Origin of the sequence: Stenotrophomonas sp. Sm6012, from assembly GCF_030985895.1 — a bacterium.
GTDB classification, from domain to species: Bacteria; Pseudomonadota; Gammaproteobacteria; order Xanthomonadales; family Xanthomonadaceae; genus Stenotrophomonas; species Stenotrophomonas forensis.
Genome location: NZ_JAPTFX010000093.1, coordinates 1 through 17,831, shown reverse-complemented (window position 1 = coordinate 17,831; position 17,831 = coordinate 1). Strand labels below are relative to the sequence as shown.

The following is a 17,831-nucleotide window of genomic DNA, read 5'->3' as shown; positions in this document are numbered from 1 at the left end:
GGGCCTGGGGGGGGGCGCCCTGGGGGGGGGGGCGGGGGCGCGCGCCCTGCGCGCGGCGGTGCGCAGCCAGGACGAAGTGGTGCGGATGGGCGGCGAGGAGTTCCTGCTGCTGATGCCGGGCATGCCGCGCGAAACCGCGTCGGCGCGGCTGGACCGCCTGCGCCAGCGCATCACCGAGGCCGGCCAGGCACTGCAGGTACCAGGGCTCGAAGTGACCGCCAGCATTGGACTGGCGCAATGGCGACCGGGCGAGGACGATCTGGCCGGGCTGCTGCGCCGGGCCGACCATGCCATGTACGTGGCCAAGCGCGCCGGCCGCAACCGGGTGTTCGACGGCGAAGAGCTTGATCCGGCCGCACCGGCATGAAGCGCGGCGGGCGGCGATGCCGGATAATAGGGCGATGACCACCCGACTCAACAAACATATCGCCGACACCGGCTTCTGCTCCCGCCGCGAGGCCGATCGCCTGATCGCCGCCCGCCGCGTCACCGTCAACGGCCATCCGGCCGGCACCGGCGCGGTGGTGGGCGAGGAAGACCAGGTGCTGGTCGACGGCCAGCCGCTGCGCGCCCGCGTCGCCCGCAAGCCCGGCGCCCGCCGCCACGTCTACATCGCGCTGAACAAGCCGGTGGGCGTCACCTGCACCACCGAAACATCGGTCAAGGGCAACATCGTCGACTTCGTGGGCCACGAACAGCGCATCTTCCCGATCGGCCGCCTGGACAAGGAGTCGGAAGGGCTGATCCTGATGACCAGCAACGGCGACATCGTCAACCAGATCCTGCGCGCCGAGAACGGGCACCAGAAGGAATACCTGGTGGCGGTGAACAAGCCGGTCACCGACGAGTTCCTGCGCGGCATGGCGCGCGGCGTACGCATCCACGACCAGATGACGCTGCCGTGCAAGACCTCGCGGATCGCCAAGTTCGGTTTCCGCATCACCCTGCAGCAGGGCCTGAACCGGCAGATCCGCCTGATGGCGGCTGAATTCGGCTACCGCGTGACCCAGCTGCGCCGCGTGCGCATCGACAACATCAAGATCGGTGCGCTGAAGCCGGGCCAGTGGCGCAACCTGACCGAGCAGGAGCTGCAGGGCCTGCTGCCGAAGCAGCTGGACTGGTAGGGCCGGCTGCAACGTGCCTGCGATGTACCCGGGATGCCGGCCCGTGGCCGGCACCACCCGGTGCGCGGATTGCGCGCCCGCATCGGCTAGACTTCGCAGTGACCTGCCGGAACATGACGCTGCATGATCAAGCCCGACAAGCCTGCCAACGAAGCCCTTCGGCTTGAGGCGCTGTACCGCTACCGCATCCTGGATTCGGAGCGCGAGAAATCCTTCGATGACCTGGTGGTGATCGCCAAGGCGGTCTGCGGCACCTCGATGGCCGCCGTCACCCTGATCGACGTCGAGCGGCAGTGGTTCAAGTCGATCCAGGGCATTGATGCTGCGGAGAACCTGCGCAGCGAATCGATGTGCGGCCACGCCATCCTGCAGCCGCAACAGATCATGGTGGTCGAGGACGCGCTGCAGGACATCCGCTTCCATGACAATCCGGTGGTGACCGGCGATCCGCATGTCCGCTTCTACGCGGGTGCGCCCCTGATCAGTTCCGACGGCCTGCCACTGGGTACGCTGTGCGTGTTCGACGCGCATCCGCAACGCCTGGCCAGTGACAAGGCCGAGGCTTTGGCCGCGCTGTCGCGGCAGGTGATGCTGGTGATGGAGCTGCGCCGTTTCGCGCTCGACATCCAGAAGCACATGCTGGAACGCGACGACTACGAGCGACTGCTGTCGGAGTACCAGGACGTGCTGCTGGCCCAGAATGCCGACCTGGCCGAACAGAGCCGCACCGATGCGCTGACCGGCCTGCCCAACCGGCGCGCGATGGCGGCGGCGCTGGAGGAGGCCGTGGCGATGAACGGCGAGCAGCCGGGTGCAGCCTGTGTCGCGCTGCTGGACATCGACCACTTCAAGCACATCAACGACTTCCAGGGCCATGCCACCGGCGACCGGGTGCTGGCCGAGCTGGGCACGCTGCTGCGCTCGCACTTCGCCGGTCGCGGCATGGCGGCACGCTACGGTGGCGAGGAGTTTGTCGCGGTGATGCCCGCCACCGACCTGCGCGCGGCCGAACGGCAATGCGAGTTCCTTCGCCTGGCGGTAGCCGAGCTGCCGCTCGGTTTCCCGGTGACCATCAGCATCGGCGTTGCCCAGCACCAGTCCGGCGAAAGCGTGGACCAGATGCTGGCACGCGCCGACAAGGCGCTGTACCGCGCCAAGGGCAACGGCCGCAACCGCGTGGAGCTGGCGGGCTGAAACACCGGCGACTCGCGCGCTGAACGCATGCGATGCGTGGTGATTCGATCCCGTTCCAGTAGATCCACGCCATGCGTGGATGCTCTCCCCGATTCACACCACGTCGCAGCTTGTGCGATCAGGACCGGCCAGCATGGCGGTCCTGTTTCCACGGACCTCGAGCATGCTGCAGACCCTGGCCATTGCGCACTATCGCTCGCTGCATGGGTTGGTGCTGCCGCTGCAGCAGTTGAATGTGGTCACCGGCGACAACGGTAGCGGCAAATCCAGCCTGTACCGCGCGCTGCGCCTGCTGGCGGAAACCGCACAGGGCGGCGTTGCGGCGGTGCTGGCCCGTGAAGGCGGGCTCGCCTCGGCGCTATGGGCCGGCCCCGAAACCCTTGATCGCCGGGTGATGGCCGGCGAGATTCCGCTGCAGGGCGGCCCGCGGCAGGCTTCCGTGGGCCTGAAACTGGGATTTGCCACCGACGAATTCGGCTACGCCATCGATCTGGGCTACCCGCCGCCCAGTCGTTCGGCGTTTGCACTGGACCCGCAGATCAAGGCCGAGGCGATCTGGGCCGGGCCGTTCCTGCGCAGCGCCAACCTGCTGGTCGATCGCCGCGGGGCGAGGGTGCGGCAACGCCATGCGCGCGGCTGGGATCTGATCGATGACCGCTTGTCGCTGTTCGACAGCCTGTTCACGCAGGTCGGTGATCCGCAGCGCATGCCGGAAACCATCGCCCTGCGTGAGTACATCCGCCGCTGGCGCTTCTATGATCACTTCCGCAGCGATGCCGATGCGCCGGCGCGACAGCCGGCGATGGCCACGCGGACGCCGGTGCTGCATCACGACGGCCGCGATCTGGCCGCGGCCTGGGTCACCATTGTCGAGATCGGAGATCCGGTCGGGTTGGCTCGCAGTGTTGAGGATGCCTTCCCGGGTGCCTCCGTGGGCTTCGAGGAGCTGGACGGTCGGCTGGCCCTGCGCTTCCACCAGCCCGGCCTGCTGCGGCCGTTGTCGATGGCGGAACTGTCCGATGGCACCCTGCGTTTCCTGTTGCTGGCCGCCGCCCTGCACACGCCACGGCCGCCGCCGCTGCTGGTGCTGAACGAGCCGGAGACCAGCCTGCATCCGGACCTGCTGCCGGCACTGGCACGGCTGATCATTGCCGCCAGTGCGCGCAGCCAGGTATGGGTGGTGTCACATGCCAGCCGCCTGATCGCGGCGCTGGAACAGGCGCCGGGGTGCCATTCGCTGCACCTGCACAAGGAACATGGGCGCACGCTGCTGAGCGGACAGGGCCTTCTGGATGTTCCGGCATGGCACTGGCCGCAGCGGTGATACGGCAATCGATGCCCCGCGTGGATGCGTTCAATCAGCGATGTTGCGTGCTTCGGCCGTACCGAGAATCTCCGGGTGCTGCACCGGCTTGCGTCGGTTCAGCAGCGGATGCAGGAACACCGCGCCGACGATGATCGCCACGCCCAGGTAGAACCACGGGGTGACCTCGTGCTGTTCGCGCAGCAGCACCACCGCCAGCAGCACGGCATAGACCGGTTCCAGGTTGGTGACCAGCTGCACCGTGTAGGCGCTCAGGTGGCGCAGCGCGACCAGCGCCAGCGCGAACGGCAGCAGCGTGCAGAAGCCGGCCAGCACCAGCAGCAGGATGCCGTCGTGCAGGTCCGGGACGATCCACAGCGGGCTGGCCAGTGCCGGCAGCAGGTACGGCATCAGCGGTGCCAGCAGGGTCAGGGTGAGGGTACCCGCACCCAGCTCCAGCGCGGTGACTGTCAGCGGATCGGCGTGGCTGACCATGCGTTTGTTGAGCGAGCCGAACACCGCCACCAGCAGAGCCGAAATTGCGCCGATCAACACACCCAGGCGCATGCCATCGGGTACGCCACCGACCACCAGCGCAACACCGGGCAGCACGGCCAGGCCAAAGGCGAGTTCGCGCAGCTGGAACGGCCGCTTGGCCACCCACGGTTCGATGATCGAGGTGAACACCGGTGCGAGCGCGATGCAGGTGGCGGCCACCGACGCATTGGCCAGCTTCACCGCGCCATAGAAGGTCAGCCAGTGCAGGGCGACCAGCGCTCCGATGCCGGCGTAGCCGGCCACCAGTCGCAAGGGCAGGGTGCGCAACCCGCGCCAGACCCGCGGCAGCAGGGCCAGCATTGCCGTCACCAGCAGCATGCGCCACCACACCAAAGGCAGCGCGGGCAGGGTGATCAGCTTGCCGAGGATGGCGGTGACGCCCCACAGCAGGACACAGAAATGGATCTGCCAGAGTGCTTTGCGGGTGTCGGGTGTGCTCATCCGCCTATTGTGAGGCAAGGCGATGGCCGTAGTGCTATTCGTCCACGCGATTGCCGTTGGCGTCGACCCGCCGCTGCAACGCCATCGCCGCCGCCGGATTGCGTGCCTTGCCTGCGCCGATGCACAGCAGATAGACCTCGCGGGGTCTGGCCGGGGGCGGTTCGGCCAGGCAGGGCAGGTCGTCCACGGGCGCGCCTTGTGACCAGCGCCGTGCGCGTTCGGCCCAGCGTTGCTGCACCGACGCTGGCAGGCCCTCCTTCAAGCGGGCCTGGCTGCGCTTGATCCGCGCGTAGACGAAACCGGCACTGACATCGCCGTGCAGCGGCGCCTCGTCGCTGTCCTCGATCGCCAGAGCCACCTCATGGCGCCGCGCGGCAGCAACCAGCGCCGGGCCGTGCGCGGCGGCGTTGCGTACTTCCAGCGCGTGCTGCAGCGGCACACCGTCCAGCTGCTTCGGCAGCTGCGCCATCAGCGCGTCCAGTGCATCGGCATCGGCCGGATGACGCGGATCGAACTGCCACAGCAACGGACCGAGCCGGTCGCCCAGCGCGAGCGCAGCCTGCAGGAATGGGGCGGCGGCCTCTACCGTGCTGGACAGGTCGCGGCGCTGTACCAGGTAGCGTGGTGCCTTCATCGAGAAACGGAAGTCCTGCGGCGTCTGCGCCGCCCATTGCGCACATTGGGCCGGCGTGGGCGTGCGGTAGAAGGTGCCGTTGATCTCGATGCAGCGCAACGCACGGCTGGCATGCGCAAGTTCTTCGCGCTGCGCAAGCCCGGCCGGATAGAACATGCCGCCGCGCCATTCGGGGAATACCCAGCCACCGATGCCGCAGCGGATGGCCGCCTGCCGGGAAGCGGCCGTCACTGGCCGTGGTCCGCGCGCCACGGGTCGTAGCTGCCGAACCACCACAGGTAGCCTTCCGGGTCGGCGCAGGCGTAGCCGCGGCCGCCATAGTCCTGGTCGGCGATGTCGATGACGATGCGTGCCCCGGCGGCCTTGGCGCGGGCGTAGTGCGCATCGGCATCGGTGACGATCACGCACGCGCTCTGGGTCTGGCGCCCACCGACCTCATCAGGCATGGCGGTGTGCTCGGTCCACGCACTCTGGTTGCTGGCCGAACCGAGCATGATCATGCCGTGGCCGAAGGCCAGCTGCGCATGGAACACGGTCTCGCCATCGGCGTAGACGGCCTGGGCGTGGAAGCCGAAGGCGCGCTGCAGCCAGTCGATGGCGGCCAGCGCGTCGCGGTAGCGCAGGCACGGAATGATGGTGGAGCCGTTGCCCGGCTGGCTGTTCTCGCCCATGACACCCCTCCTATGGCACAGGGCAGGGTGCGCCGCTGACCGTTACCATTCCGCGAAACCCCGGTGACGGCCTGCACATGGCCGCGACCCCTGTTCGGAGATGGTGCTGGATGAAAACCTGGATTGGAGGCGCCGTGCTGCTGGCCTGCACGACCATGGCGAGCGCGTCGACCCCGACGCCGCTGCAGGATCTGGATGCGACGGTCGAGCGCGTGCGCGCACAGTTCGACGTGCCCGGCATTGCCGTGGCCGTGGTCAAGGATGGCCAGGTGGTGCTGGAACGCGGCTGGGGCGTGCGCGAGCAGGGCAGGCCGGAGCCGGTGCAGGCCGACACGCTGTTCGCCATTGCGTCCAACACCAAGGCGTTCACTGCCACTTCGCTGAACCTGCTGGCCGAAGACGGCAAGCTTAAAATGGACGACAAGGTGATCGACCACCTGCCGTCGTTCCGCATGTCCGACCCGTTCGTGACCGGGCAGATGACGATCCGCGACCTGCTCTCGCACCGCAGTGGCCTGAGCCTGGGCGCCGGTGACCTGCTGTTCTGGCCGACCACGTCCTACAGCAACGCCGAAGTGGTGCAGCGGCTGGGCCAGGTGCCGCTGAAGGGAGGTTTCCGCGAAAGCTATGCCTACGACAACATCCTGTACGCGGTGGCCCAGCAGGTGATCGAGCACGTCTCGGGCATGAGCTACCAGCAGTTCCTGCAGACCCGCATCTTCGACAAGGTGGGCATGGCCGGCACGCGCTACAACGCCGATCACCTGAAGCCGGGCGACACGGCGGCCGTCGGCCACGCCAAGTACGATTTCAAGGACCTGCGCACCGTTGCGCCGCTGACCTGGTCGAACAATGCCGGCGCCGGTGGCATCTATTCCAGCGCGCATGACATGGCGCGCTGGATGCAGGTGCAGCTGGCCGAGGGCAAGCTGGCCGATGGCACGCCGCTGTTCACCGAGAAGAGCCAGCGGCAGATGTGGCGGATGATCACGCCGCAGTCGATCCCGGCGCCAAGCGTGCCGGAGCTGGCCCCGGCGCGGGCCAACTTTGCCGGCTATGGCGAAGGCTGGAGCCTGAGTGATTACCGCGGCCAGAAGCTGGTCTGGCATACCGGTGGCTGGCCGGGCATGGTCTCGCGGCTGACCCTGGTGCCGGGCGAGAAGCTGGGCGTGGTGGTGCTGACCAACCAGGAAGTGGGCGCGGCGTTCAACGCGATCACCCTGAGCGTGCTCGATGCCTACCTGGGCGGGGAGAAGCACGACTGGGTCGATGCCTACGCCAAGGCCGTGGCCAAGGGCCAGGACAAGGCGGATGAAGCCTGGGCCAAGCACCAGGCTGCACGGGACAAGCGCAGCGCGCCGTCGCTGGCGCTGGCCGGCTACACCGGGACGTTCCGCGACCGCTGGTATGGCGACATGCAGGTCAGCAGCGAGGGCAAGGGCCTGCGCCTGCGCTTCATGAAGACCGCGCAGCTGAGCGGTCGCCTGGAGCACTGGCAGCACGACACCTTCATCGTGCGCTGGGATGATCGTTCGCTCAACGCCGACGCGTTCGTGAGCTTCACCCTGGACCCGGACGGCAAGGTACGTGACGTGCGCATGCAATCGATCTCCGACCTGACCGATTTCAGCTTCGATTTCCAGGACCTGCTGTTCACCCCGGTGGCCCGGTAGAGGCCAACCTTGGTTGGCCTGCGGTAGGGCGCCCGCCAAGGCGGGCGACGACCGGAGTGATCAGGCGATCGTCGGCTGGCGTACACATGCGGCGTGGGATACTCCGCCGCTTGCAAGAGGCGAGGGAATGCAATGTTCCGTTGGTTTGAATCCCTGATTCCGGTATTCCCGCCCGTGGATGGGCGCATGCCACCGCGCAAGGTGCTGCCGTTCTACCTGCACTACCTGCGCCCGGTGTGGCCGGTGCTGCTGGCCACGCTCATCGCCGGCCTGCTGCTGGCGCTGGTGGAAGTGGCCATGTTCGATTACCTGGGCCGCATCGTCGACATGGTCGCCGAGCAGCCGGGTGCCGATTTCTTCACGCGCCACGCCAATGAACTGGGCTGGATGCTGTTCATCACGGTCATCGCGCGGCCGATCCTGGTCGGCCTGCACAACCTGCTGGTCAACCAGGCCATCGTGCCGGGCCTGAGCAACCGTTCGCGCTGGCTGATGCACAACTATGTGGTGCGGCAGAGCCTGAGCTTCTTCCAGAATGACTTTGCCGGCAGCGTCGCCAACCGGGTGATGCAGACCGGCACCTCGCTGCGCGAGTCGGCGGTGCAGATGGTCGATTCGCTCTGGTACATCGTGGTCTACACCGGCACCGCGCTGTACCTGTTCGCGCAGGCCGACTGGCGGCTGATGGTGCCGCTGATCCTGTGGCTGCTGGCCTATGCGGTGATCCTGTTCTACTTCGTGCCGCGCGCCAAGGAACGGGCCTGGATCGCCTCCGAAGCGCGTTCCAAGGCGATGGGCCGCATCGTCGATGGCTACACCAACATCCCCACGCTGAAGCTGTTCGCCCATGGCGGGCGCGAGCAGGCCTACGTGGCCGAGTCGATCCAGGAACTGGCGGTCAAGCACCGCGCGCAGACCCGCATCACCACCGGCATGGACCTGACCATCGCCATCGTCAACGGTTTCCTGATTGCCGGTACCTGCGGGCTGGCGTTGTGGCTGTGGAACGGCGGCCACATCACGGTCGGCGCGATCACCCTGGCCACCGGCCTGGTGATCCGCATCCACAACATGTCCGGCTGGATCATGTGGACCATCAACGGCATCTTCGAGGACATCGGCACGGTGCAGGATGGCATCACCACCATCGCCCAGCCGCTGACCGTGCAGGACCGCGAGGATGCGGTGCCGCTGCAGGTGACCCGCGGTGGCGTGCATTTCCAGGACATCCACTTCCACTATGGCAAGAAGGGCGGCGTGATCGCCGGCCTGGACCTGGTGGTGAAGCCAGGCGAGAAGATTGGCCTGGTTGGCCCGTCCGGCGCCGGCAAATCGACCCTGGTCAACGTGCTGCTGCGCCTGTACGACCTGGAAAGCGGCCGCATCCTGATTGATGGCCAGGATATTGCGCACGTCACCCAGGAAAGCCTGCGGCAGCAGATCGGCGTGGTCACCCAGGACACCTCGCTGCTGCATCGTTCGATCCGCGACAACCTGCTGTACGGACGCCCGGATGCGACCGAGGAACAGCTGCGTGCTGCCGTGGCCAAGGCACGTGCCGAGGCCTTCATCGATACGCTGGTGGACGGGCAGGGCCGTCGGGGCTACGACGCCCACGTCGGCGAGCGTGGCGTGAAGCTGTCCGGCGGCCAGCGCCAGCGCATCGCCATTGCCCGCGTGCTGCTGAAGGACGCACCGATCCTGGTGCTGGACGAGGCGACCTCGGCGCTGGATTCTGAAGTTGAGGCGGCAATCCAGGACAGCCTGGATGAATTGATGGGCGGCAAGACGGTGATCGCGATCGCGCACCGGCTGTCGACCATCGCGCGCATGGACCGGCTGGTGGTGATGGACCAGGGCCGCATCGTCGAGACCGGTACCCATGCCGAACTGATTGCGGCCGGCGGCCTGTATGCGCGGTTGTGGGCGCGGCAGACCGGTGGTTTCGTGGCGGCCGATCAGTGATTGCCCTGCTGCTGGCACTCAGCCTTGCGACCCCGGCCGCAACGGCGGCGACAGCGCCGGTGGAAGGCGACCAGCTCGAGCAGGTCGTCCTGCTCAGCCGCCACAACCTGCGCGCGCCGGTGGTGGCCTCCGGCGCTCTTGCCAACGCGACACCGGAAACCTGGCCGCGCTGGGATGTCGCTGCGGGTGAGCTGACCACCAAGGGCGGCGTGCTGGAGGTCTACATGGGCCGCTACATGGGCCAGTGGCTGCGGCAGGCACAGCTGTTGCCGGTGTCGGATTGCCCGCAGCCGGCCGACTTCCACGCCCATGCCAACAGCCTGCAGCGCACCCAGGCCACCGCGCAGTTTTTCGTGGCCGGTGCCTTCCCGGGCTGCCATGTCACGGTCGAACAGCGCATGCCACTGGGCACGATGGACCCGCTGTTCAATCCGGTGATCCGCCGCGATGACGCGCCGTTCCGCGAACGCGCGCAGTCGGCGATGCAGCAGGCGTTGGTACGTTCGCAGCTGGAGCCGGCCCTGTCCGTGGTGGAGGCGATCACCCGCTATCCGCAGTCGGCGGCGTGCGAGGGCCACAGTGACTGCCGTCTGACCCTGGCCGGCACCCGCTTCAGCGCAGAGGCGGGCAAGGAGCCGCGCGTCTTCGGATCCCTGGCCCTGGCCAGCGGGCTGGTCGATGCCTTGCTGATGGAGCACTACCAGGGAAGTGGAATTCCGCGCGAAGGCTGGGGCCGGTTGAACACGGAGGCGCAATGGCAGGCACTGGCGCAGATCCGCAACCACTACCAGGACATCCTGTTCGGAACACCCGAGGTGGCGCGGGATGTGGCCGGGCCGCTGCTGGAACGATTGGGCGCGTTGTTTGAAGATGCGGCCTCGCCAAAGGTGATGCTGCTGGTTGGCCACGATTCCAACATCGGTTCCGTTCTGGCAGCGCTGGGAATCAGCGACTACACGCTGCCGGGGCAGTACGAGAAGACACCGATCGGTGGCCTGCTGCAGTTCGAGCGCTGGCGTGACCGCCACAGCGGCGTGGAGCGGATCCGCCTGGCCTACGTCTACCCAACCAGCGCGCAGCTGCGTGATGCGCAGCCGCTGACCGAGGCGCAGCCGCCGGGTCGGGTCGCGCTGCGTGTGCCGGGGTGCGCGGCACAGGGCTGCACCGTCGCCGAGTTCCAGCGCCTGCTGCATCCGGCAGCCCGCTGAGGCACGCCGCTAACGCAGCGGCGTGCGCACGATGCCGTGCGTGGCCATCAGGGTAAGATCGCCCCCCAGCCGCGGCGAGTGGAACGGCCCGCGTGCATGTGCCGCGTCGAACAGGCCACCATCCGGTGAGCGCAACCGGTAGAACTCGACCCAGCCGCTGGCCTGCAGCGGCAGCTGTGCAACGCCGGTGCGTTCGTTGAACCACGCGGGGTCCTTGCTGCCTTCGATGACGCGGCGGGCAAGGCGGTCGATGGCGTGATCCCGGCTGGCGTACCATTCCTGGCCGCGCAGCCGCGCCAGTTCAGCCATCATCACCAGTGGCGCCAGCGCGTAGTCGTGATAGTGCAGGGCGCGTTGCCCGCGCGCCATTTCCAGCGGCAGGCTGCCATCGTCCTGAATGTCATCGATGCCCTTCTGGAAGGCAGCGTGGCCGGCCTGCCACAGGGCCTCGTCATCGGTGGCCAGGCCGGTGGCCAGTACGCCCAGGCCGCCCCAGTAGTAGTGGTTGTTGCGGCGCCGTTTCGGATTGTCCCAGTACGCCAGGTTGGCACGTGCCAGCTGCTGCAGCCACGGATCGATCCGCGCGCGCTGTTGCGGGTCGGCCTGGTCATGCACCTTCAGGTAGGCCATCGCCACCGCGTCGAGCATCCACTGCCGCATGTAGAACGATTGATCGTTGTTGACCCGGATCATCTGCCCGAGCATCGCGCCGTCCTTCGCCCAGGCGCCGAGCCAGGCCAGCGTGCACTGCGCGGCGGCGGAATCACCATCGCGCAGGTAGTCGTCGCTCATGCGCGCCACGTCGGCGGCATAGCGGTCCAACGGCGCGGTGGCATCGTGATTCTGCTGGTGCAGTGCCGGGTCGATCACCGAACCGGCCTTGTCGGTGTAGTAGCCCAGGGCGCGGATGTCGGGGTGTCCGATCGGTGGGGAGGGGCAGGTGGCGAAGGCAGTGCCGGCCGCCAAGGCAGCGGAAAGGAGGCCGAGGCGTAGCGCGAGTATGCGCATTGGAACCTGCAGGGAAAGGGAAGGCCGTGCGAACGATGCGCCCGGAGTCGTTTGCCAGTTGTGAGGCCGCGCAAGCCCGCTCTGCAAGTGTTCAGGACCGGAGCGGCGCCTGAAGCTCAAGAGTCGGCTAGTCTGTCGTCATCAATTCAGCGGGAGGGAGTGGCGATGAAAATCACGGATTTTCTCGTGATGGACGGTGAGGGTGACGAGATCCCTGCTGATCCGCATGGCAACCATGTGGCTTTCAACTGTTTCGAGTGCGGATACCCGGTAGTGGCTGGCTCATTGGAAAACGAGCGGGGCAGCGATGAGGATTGCCCTGCAGCCTGTCGTGGCTGTGGTGTTGAGTACTTCGTAGATCTGCGGCTGGGCTCAAAGAAAATGTACATCCATCTGCTCTGACCCGGCAGCAGCCCAAGCAGGGGCGAACAAAAAAAGCGGCCCGGGTTTCCTCGGGCCGCTCCGCTTCATCTCACACCGTCCCGATCACTCGATCGGCTGGTCCAGCATCAGCTGGCGGGCGAAGCGCACCGGTGGTGCGCCGTAGGACAGCACCTGGTCGTGGTACGCCTTCAGGTTGAACTTGTCGCCCAGCTTTTCCTGCACCGCCTTGCGGGTGTCGAAGTGTTCCTGCGCACCGACGAAGTAGGTCGGCAGCTGCGCCGAGGTCAGCTGCGCACGCACCCACTTGCCCGCTGCTTCGCTTTCCTGCTGGAACGCGTCGTGGGTCATCAGGTGCATCGCCTTTTCGCGATCCCAGTTGTCCACGTGCACGCCCTGGTCGAGGATCGCGTTGGAGATCGTGCGCAGGTAGAACTTCAGCTGCACCAGGTGGAACAGCGGGTCGTTGTTGAGGTAACCCTGCTCCTGCATCATGCGCTCGGTGTAGACCGCCCAGCCTTCGGCGAACAGGCCCGATCGCAGCACCGCACGCAGGGTGGAGGGGAACTTGGCCGAGTGCCAGCCCTCCAGGTAGTGGCCCGGGGTGCCTTCGTGGATGCTCAGCAGGTGGATCATGCGCGAGTTGTACTCACGCAGGAACGAGTCGACCTGCTTTTCGTTCCAGTCGTCCGGAATCGGCGACACGGCGTAGAAGGTCTTCAGGTTCTTGTCCAGCGGGCCCGGCGAATCGCAGTAGGCCACGGCCACGCCACGCTGGAATTCCGGCATCAGGATGATGTCCACCGGCGCGTCGGGCAGGGTCACCAGGTCGTGTTCGCGCACGAACGCGGTGGACTGCTCCAGCGCGGCCTTGGCATCGTCGACCACCTTGTCGCGTGCCGGCTTGTCGGCGTAGGCCAGTTCCAGCGCGGCTTCGATCGCCTTCTGCTGCTGCTCGTCGGTCGGCTGGGCGGGCATCTCCGGCGCGCCCGGCTTGTCCTTCAGTACGGTCTGCGCGATGCCATACATGTCTTCGCGCACGCGCTTGAGTTCGGCGCGTGCACGCTCACCGATCTCCTGGCGCGACAGCGACGAACTCAGCGCGAACTTCAGCTTCTGGTCGTACTTTTCCGCACCAATGCGGAAGTCACCCTTGGCGTTCGGCACCAGGGTCTTGTCCAGCCAGGTCTGCTGCTCGTCCACTGCCTTCTTCAGGCCGTCGATGGCGGCCTGCAGGCGCTGCTGGTCGGCCTGCGGCAGTTCACCGATGTGCGGGGTGATGAAGGTATCGACGATGCTGAGGATGCCCTTGTTCTGCTTGGCCACGGTCTCGGCATGGATCTTCGGCACGCGGGCCGGGTCCAGGTTCTCGCGGGCCTGGGCGAAGATCGCCGGCAGCTTTTCCATGCGTGCGGTAGCCGACTTCAGGCGCTCCGGCAGCGGTGCGAACTCGCGTGCCATCAGGCCATAGATCGCGCTGCCGGCAATGCCGTTGTACAGCTGCGGGTCCCACTTGCCGGACTGCAGCACTTCGGCGTTCCAGATTTCCGACTGCAACTGGTTGCGGAGGATTGCCGCGTCCACCTGGTTCTCGCGGCCCAGCTTGGCCACCTCGATCTTGTCCAGCTCGCCCAGCAGCGCCTTGTAGGCGGCTACGGTCTTCAGCTGGCCGGCGGCGCTCAAGTCGTCCAGCTCGCTGTCGTAGCGGTGGTCGCCGATCTGGGTGGCGCTGACCGGCGACAGCTGCATCCAGGTGTCCAGGGCGCGCTTGGACAGATCGGCGAAGGCGGCATCGACGGCGGCGTCACCGGCCTGCTGGCTGGCGGCCGGCGTGGAACCGGTGGTAGGGGCGTCGGCCGGCTGGCAACCGGCCAGGGCGGCGACCAGGGCGAGGGCAAGGAGATGCGGGCGCATCGGCGTTCCTGTACAGGGTCAAACCCCGAGCATAGGCCGCTGGGGCTGCTTTGTCCCCGTGCCATAGGATTACCATGGGCGCCGACAAGGACTCTCCAGCGGAGCGCAGGACATGGAATACCAGGGAAGCTGCCATTGCGGCAGGATCGCATTCACCGTGCAGGCCGAAACGCCGATCAGCGATGTCATCGACTGCAACTGCTCGATGTGCCGGCGCCGCGGCGGCCTGCTGTGGTTCGCCCCGCGCGAGGCGTTCCAGCTGACCACCGACCCGGCCGACGTGGCCACCTACCACTTCAACAAGGCGCACATCGACCACCACCATTGCCGTGAATGCGGCATCGCGCCCTACAGCGAAGCGGTGGATCCGCGTACCGGCGCGCCGATGGTGGCGGTGAACGTGCGCTGCGTGCCGCAGGTGGACCTGGCCACGCTGGCGGTGATGTCCTATGACGGAGCTGCGCTTTGAGCCCGCTGCATGCGTGGACGCGGGCCGCGGCGATGCCGGTGCTGCTGCTGGCGCTGGCTGCCTGCGCCCAGAGTGGCCAGCGGGCCGCGGAAGCAGGCGCCAGTGCGGCCGACGCCGCCGTTGCTTCACCGGAAGGCGCGTTCCTTGCCTACGAGCATGACGTGCAGGTACAGCTGGACGCGGCGCAGATTGCGCCACGCATCCGGCAGATCGCACAGGCCTGCCAGAGCGCGACGTTCGGCGACTGCGCGGTGCTGCAGGTCGACCAGCGCAGTGGCGAGCAGCCCAGTGGCGAGGTCAAGGTGCGTATCGCGCCCAAGGGGACCGAGCCGTTGATCGCCATGGCCGGCGAGGGCGGCACGCTGCAGTCGCGCAGTACGCGCGCCGAGGACCTCGCGCAGCAGGTGGCCGACACCGCGCTGACCAGGGCGCGGCTGGAGAAGGAGCATGCGCGGCTGCTGTCCTACCAGGACCGCAAGGATCTGAAGGTCGAGGACCTGATGGCGATCACCACGCGCCTGTCGGAGATCGAGGCCGGCGTCGAGCAGGCCAACAAGGATGCCGCACAGCAGCGCCGCCGCATCGATACCCAGCTGGTGACGCTCCATTTCGACACCACCTCCGGCCAGCGCAGCCGCAGTGAGATCGGCGAGGCCCTGAGCGAGTCGGGCAGCATCCTCAGCATCAGCGTTGCGTTCCTGATCCGTGCCGCCGCCGCGTTGTTGCCGGTGGGCGTGCTGGCATTGATCGCCGCCTGGGGCGTGCGTGCGTGGTTGCGCCGTCGTCGTCGCCGCAAGCTGCCGCCCACTCCCTGACCCGACCGTGGCGTGCCGGCCCTTTGCCGGCACTGCCAGTGTCAGCCTTCGTCGGTTTCGTATTCGACGAACACGTCCAGCTCGAGTGCCAGTTCCTGCACCGCGTCGCGTACTTTCTGCGCGGTGCTCTCGTTGCCGACTTCCACTTCCAGTTCGTGGATGCCCGGGCCGATGTCATCGGACAGTCCGGCCGAGCTGGAATCGTCGTCGTCCATGTGCGGCATCAGGTCGTCGGTTTCCTCTACGTGTTCGATGCCCTCAAGGCCGAGCAGCAGGTCGCTGATGGCGCGGGCGTCGTCTTCGGTTCCGGTGATGCGCAGTCGCAGCATGGCCATGGCATGGGTACGTTGTGGGGTTCGTCAGCAGCCTAGCCAGCGCGAAGCAAAGAACGGGTGAGGGCGCAGTCAGTCGCGCGTGGCCGGGCGCCCCAGCAGGCTGTCCGGCAGCGCGGGTATCGGCGTGCGTTCGTCCTGCGCCTGCTCCAGCAGCCAATCGATGAACAGGCGCGCGGCCTGGCTCGGTGGTTGCCCTTCGGCATGCACCACGTGATACGCGTAGCGCGCCTTCAGCGCCGGGCCGGGCAGGCGTACGACCTCGTAGCGCTGCAGGTAGGGCTGGGCGATGTGGGTGCGCGCCAGCACCGCGCCCATGCCGTACACCGCGGCGCGCATCGCATCGGTACTGTCGGCGAAGGTATGCATCGGCGGCAGCGGCGAGGGCGGGCGCACGCCGGCATGGCGGAACCAGTCGCGCCAACCCTGTGGTGACAGATCGGTCAGCAGCGGCAGGTCGGCGATGCGTGCCGGATCGGCCAGCGATTCAACGCCGGCCAGCGCCGGTGACGCCACCGGGAACAGGTAGTCGTCCATCAGGTGCTGCGCGCGCAGGCCGGGCCACTGGCCCAGCCCATAGCGGATGCCGACTTCCGGGCCGTTGTCGTCGTAGCGATCCAGCCCGCTGCCGGTGTGCAGCTCGATGCGGATGTGCGGATGGGCCTGGGTGAAGCGTGGCAGCCGGGGCAGCAGCCAGCAGTAGGACAGCGAACGCAGGGTGGTGATCCGCAGTGGCACGCTGTCGGCATCCGGGTGCAGATGGTGGGCGACCGCTGCGACGTCGGTGAACGCGGCACTGGCCGCGTCGGCCAGCTGCCGGCCTTCTGCAGTCAGGCGCACGCCTCGGGCGTGGCGCAGGAAGAGCCGGGTCTCCAGCACTTCTTCCAGGCGGCGCACGTGGTGGCTGACCGCGCTGGCGGTCAGGTGCAGTTCCTGCGCGGCCTGGGCGAAGTTCTGGTGGCGAGCGGCGACCGCGAACACGGCCAGTGCGGGGAGCAGGGAAGGGCGTAGCTGCATGTCCAGCCTCAAACCATATTTGTGGCTGGCAGCGATACTACGCGCTTGTGTGGCGGGCGTCTTCGCCCGATCCTGTGTGCCTTGGCGAGGAACCGGCGATGGACGGAGGCAGGGCATGAATGCGGTCCCACAGGCGGCCGAGCGCGACTGGCGCACACCGCTGGAATTGACCCTGCTGGGCGCCATCTGGGGTTGCTCGTTCCTGTTCATGCGGGTGGCGGTGCCGTCGTTCGGCCCGTTCGCGCTGGTCGAGGTGCGGCTGGTGCTGGGCGCTCTGGTGCTGTTGCCTTTCCTTTGGCGTGCACGCGCGCAGTTCCCGCCGCGGCGCTGGCTGTGGCTGGCACCGATCGGCCTGATCAATTCGGCGCTGCCGTTCGTGCTGTTCGCCTATGCCGCCGAGCAGGCGCCGGCTGCGATCGGCGCGATCTGCAATGCGATGACGGTGCTGTTCGCCGCGCTGATCGCCTTCCTGTTCTTCGGCGAGAAGATCGGCATGCGCCGTGCCGGCGCGCTGCTGGTTGGTTTTGCCGGCGTGGTGGTGCTGGCCACGGCCAAGGTGTCCGGCCTGAGCATCGGCACCGCGGTGATCGCCGGCGCTGCGGCGTCGCTGTTGTATGGCCTCGGCGTAAACCTGGTGAAGCGGCACATGACCGGCCTGCCGTCGGCGGCCGCTGCTGCGGCGACGTTGTCGTGCGCCTCGCTGTGGATGCTGCCAATGGCGGTGAGCCACTGGCCACAGGCGGCGATTCCGCTCAAGGCGTGGGGTGCGGCGATCGCGCTGGGCGTGGCGTGTACCGGCCTGGCGTTCCTGATGTTCTACCGCCTGATCGGTCGCATCGGCCCGTCGCGCGCATCGACGGTGACCTATCTGATTCCGCTGTTCGGCGCTGCGTTCGCGTGGCTGTTCCTGGGGGAAGCGGTGACGGTGCAGATGTTGATTGCCGGTGCGTTGATTCTGGGCAGCGTGGCGGTGAGCCAGAAGGGCTGAGGGCGTCGACGTTTTGCGCGTGGCACGTGCTGAAGGTGCTTCATCGTTCATGGGCGTCACTTTTCTTTGTACGCAAAGAAAAGTAACCAAAAGAAACGTTCCGCCGGTCACGAGCCGATGCGCGTTGCGCATCGGC

Annotated in this window: 18 protein-coding genes; 11 read left to right on the top strand and 7 right to left on the bottom strand. The window is 67.3% G+C overall.

Going from position 1 to position 17,831, the window contains the following annotated elements:
* The 4 genes from O0J73_RS15195 to O0J73_RS15180 form a co-directional block, all read left to right on the top strand.
* Positions 1-367 (top strand): GGDEF domain-containing protein (locus O0J73_RS15195; RefSeq protein ID WP_308309059.1); only part of this gene is annotated, 367 nt, incomplete at its 5' end.
* Between the two features lie 34 nt (positions 368-401).
* Positions 402-1,124, top strand: a complete 723-nt coding sequence (locus O0J73_RS15190; protein ID WP_005408708.1) for a pseudouridine synthase — start codon at positions 402-404, stop codon at positions 1,122-1,124.
* Between the two features lie 123 nt (positions 1,125-1,247).
* Positions 1,248-2,318, top strand: a complete 1,071-nt coding sequence (locus O0J73_RS15185) for a sensor domain-containing diguanylate cyclase (protein WP_308309057.1) — start codon at positions 1,248-1,250, stop codon at positions 2,316-2,318.
* Positions 2,319-2,481: 163 nt separating this feature from the next.
* Entirely contained in the window at positions 2,482-3,642 is a 1,161-nt protein-coding gene (locus O0J73_RS15180; protein ID WP_308309056.1) for an AAA family ATPase, read from the top strand.
* A gap of 30 nt (positions 3,643-3,672) precedes the next feature.
* Here the strand turns inward: O0J73_RS15180 and O0J73_RS15175 are convergent, their stop codons facing one another.
* From O0J73_RS15175 to O0J73_RS15165, 3 genes are read right to left on the bottom strand one after another with little or no spacing between them, the layout of a single operon-like run.
* Positions 3,673-4,620: a DMT family transporter gene (locus O0J73_RS15175; RefSeq protein WP_006426303.1), complete on the bottom strand. Its 948-nt coding sequence runs from the start codon at positions 4,618-4,620 to the stop codon at positions 3,673-3,675.
* 34 nt (positions 4,621-4,654) lie between these two features.
* Positions 4,655-5,485: a DUF72 domain-containing protein gene (locus tag O0J73_RS15170; RefSeq protein WP_308309055.1), complete on the bottom strand. Its 831-nt coding sequence runs from the start codon at positions 5,483-5,485 to the stop codon at positions 4,655-4,657.
* Positions 5,482-5,925 carry a VOC family protein gene (locus O0J73_RS15165; protein ID WP_197563110.1) on the bottom strand — a complete coding sequence of 148 codons (444 nt, stop codon included), beginning with the start codon at positions 5,923-5,925 and terminating at the stop codon, positions 5,482-5,484. Before O0J73_RS15165 ends, O0J73_RS15170 begins: the two co-directional genes overlap by 4 nt.
* A gap of 110 nt (positions 5,926-6,035) precedes the next feature.
* Between O0J73_RS15165 and O0J73_RS15160 the strand changes: the two genes are divergently transcribed.
* From O0J73_RS15160 to agp, 3 genes are all read left to right on the top strand, one after another.
* Positions 6,036-7,598: a serine hydrolase gene (locus O0J73_RS15160; protein ID WP_308309054.1), complete on the top strand. Its 1,563-nt coding sequence runs from the start codon at positions 6,036-6,038 to the stop codon at positions 7,596-7,598.
* Between the two features lie 132 nt (positions 7,599-7,730).
* Complete coding sequence (gene smrA, locus O0J73_RS15155) at positions 7,731-9,563, top strand: multidrug efflux ABC transporter SmrA (RefSeq protein ID WP_308309053.1); 1,833 nt, start codon at positions 7,731-7,733, stop codon at positions 9,561-9,563.
* Positions 9,560-10,771 carry a bifunctional glucose-1-phosphatase/inositol phosphatase gene (gene agp, locus O0J73_RS15150; protein ID WP_197563104.1) on the top strand — a complete coding sequence of 404 codons (1,212 nt, stop codon included), beginning with the start codon at positions 9,560-9,562 and terminating at the stop codon, positions 10,769-10,771. The genes smrA and agp overlap by 4 nt, the downstream gene beginning before the upstream one ends.
* A 9-nt stretch (positions 10,772-10,780) precedes the next feature.
* Here the strand turns inward: agp and O0J73_RS15145 are convergent, their stop codons facing one another.
* On the bottom strand, positions 10,781-11,779 hold the full coding sequence (locus O0J73_RS15145; protein WP_006426384.1) for a polysaccharide lyase: 999 nt from the start codon (positions 11,777-11,779) through the stop codon (positions 10,781-10,783).
* 165 nt (positions 11,780-11,944) lie between these two features.
* Here O0J73_RS15145 and O0J73_RS15140 point away from each other — a divergent pair, with 165 nt between their 5' ends.
* The gene (locus O0J73_RS15140) at positions 11,945-12,181 is read left to right on the top strand and encodes a hypothetical protein (protein WP_049456456.1); all 237 of its coding nucleotides are present in this window, start codon (positions 11,945-11,947) and stop codon (positions 12,179-12,181) included.
* Positions 12,182-12,265: 84 nt separating this feature from the next.
* Here the strand turns inward: O0J73_RS15140 and O0J73_RS15135 are convergent, their stop codons facing one another.
* A complete protein-coding gene (locus O0J73_RS15135) occupies positions 12,266-14,074 on the bottom strand; it encodes a DUF885 domain-containing protein (RefSeq protein WP_006426386.1) in 1,809 nt (602 codons plus the stop codon).
* Positions 14,075-14,186: 112 nt separating this feature from the next.
* Here O0J73_RS15135 and O0J73_RS15130 point away from each other — a divergent pair, with 112 nt between their 5' ends.
* Entirely contained in the window at positions 14,187-14,543 is a 357-nt protein-coding gene (locus O0J73_RS15130) for a GFA family protein (protein ID WP_006426388.1), read from the top strand.
* A gap of 32 nt (positions 14,544-14,575) precedes the next feature.
* Complete coding sequence (locus O0J73_RS15125) at positions 14,576-15,358, top strand: DUF4349 domain-containing protein (RefSeq protein WP_308309060.1); 783 nt, start codon at positions 14,576-14,578, stop codon at positions 15,356-15,358.
* 41 nt (positions 15,359-15,399) lie between these two features.
* On the opposite strand, the gene O0J73_RS15120 is transcribed toward O0J73_RS15125, so the two are convergent.
* Entirely contained in the window at positions 15,400-15,693 is a 294-nt protein-coding gene (locus O0J73_RS15120) for a hypothetical protein (RefSeq protein ID WP_005408721.1), read from the bottom strand.
* 69 nt (positions 15,694-15,762) lie between these two features.
* On the bottom strand, positions 15,763-16,707 hold the full coding sequence (locus O0J73_RS15115) for a LysR substrate-binding domain-containing protein (protein WP_197563102.1): 945 nt from the start codon (positions 16,705-16,707) through the stop codon (positions 15,763-15,765).
* 115 nt (positions 16,708-16,822) lie between these two features.
* Between O0J73_RS15115 and O0J73_RS15110 the strand changes: the two genes are divergently transcribed.
* On the top strand, positions 16,823-17,695 hold the full coding sequence (locus O0J73_RS15110; RefSeq protein ID WP_049456459.1) for a DMT family transporter: 873 nt from the start codon (positions 16,823-16,825) through the stop codon (positions 17,693-17,695).
* The last annotated feature ends 136 nt before the right edge of the window (positions 17,696-17,831 follow it).

What these genes read in the sequence shown, in the direction of transcription:
- O0J73_RS15115 (WP_197563102.1), bottom strand. Translation starts at nt 16,707, where the DNA reads ATGCAGCTACGCCCTTCCCTGCTCCCCGCACTGGCCGTGTTCGCGGTC.
- O0J73_RS15135 (WP_006426386.1), bottom strand. Translation starts at nt 14,074, where the DNA reads ATGCGCCCGCATCTCCTTGCCCTCGCCCTGGTCGCCGCCCTGGCCGGT.
- O0J73_RS15120 (WP_005408721.1), bottom strand. Translation starts at nt 15,693, where the DNA reads ATGGCCATGCTGCGACTGCGCATCACCGGAACCGAAGACGACGCCCGC.
- O0J73_RS15175 (WP_006426303.1), bottom strand. Translation starts at nt 4,620, where the DNA reads ATGAGCACACCCGACACCCGCAAAGCACTCTGGCAGATCCATTTCTGT.
- O0J73_RS15165 (WP_197563110.1), bottom strand. Translation starts at nt 5,925, where the DNA reads ATGGGCGAGAACAGCCAGCCGGGCAACGGCTCCACCATCATTCCGTGC.
- O0J73_RS15145 (WP_006426384.1), bottom strand. Translation starts at nt 11,779, where the DNA reads ATGCGCATACTCGCGCTACGCCTCGGCCTCCTTTCCGCTGCCTTGGCG.
- O0J73_RS15140 (WP_049456456.1), top strand. Translation starts at nt 11,945, where the DNA reads ATGAAAATCACGGATTTTCTCGTGATGGACGGTGAGGGTGACGAGATC.
- O0J73_RS15110 (WP_049456459.1), top strand. Translation starts at nt 16,823, where the DNA reads ATGAATGCGGTCCCACAGGCGGCCGAGCGCGACTGGCGCACACCGCTG.
- O0J73_RS15160 (WP_308309054.1), top strand. Translation starts at nt 6,036, where the DNA reads ATGAAAACCTGGATTGGAGGCGCCGTGCTGCTGGCCTGCACGACCATG.
- smrA (WP_308309053.1), top strand. Translation starts at nt 7,731, where the DNA reads ATGTTCCGTTGGTTTGAATCCCTGATTCCGGTATTCCCGCCCGTGGAT.
- O0J73_RS15130 (WP_006426388.1), top strand. Translation starts at nt 14,187, where the DNA reads ATGGAATACCAGGGAAGCTGCCATTGCGGCAGGATCGCATTCACCGTG.
- O0J73_RS15190 (WP_005408708.1), top strand. Translation starts at nt 402, where the DNA reads ATGACCACCCGACTCAACAAACATATCGCCGACACCGGCTTCTGCTCC.
- O0J73_RS15185 (WP_308309057.1), top strand. Translation starts at nt 1,248, where the DNA reads ATGATCAAGCCCGACAAGCCTGCCAACGAAGCCCTTCGGCTTGAGGCG.
- O0J73_RS15180 (WP_308309056.1), top strand. Translation starts at nt 2,482, where the DNA reads ATGCTGCAGACCCTGGCCATTGCGCACTATCGCTCGCTGCATGGGTTG.
- O0J73_RS15125 (WP_308309060.1), top strand. Translation starts at nt 14,576, where the DNA reads ATGCCGGTGCTGCTGCTGGCGCTGGCTGCCTGCGCCCAGAGTGGCCAG.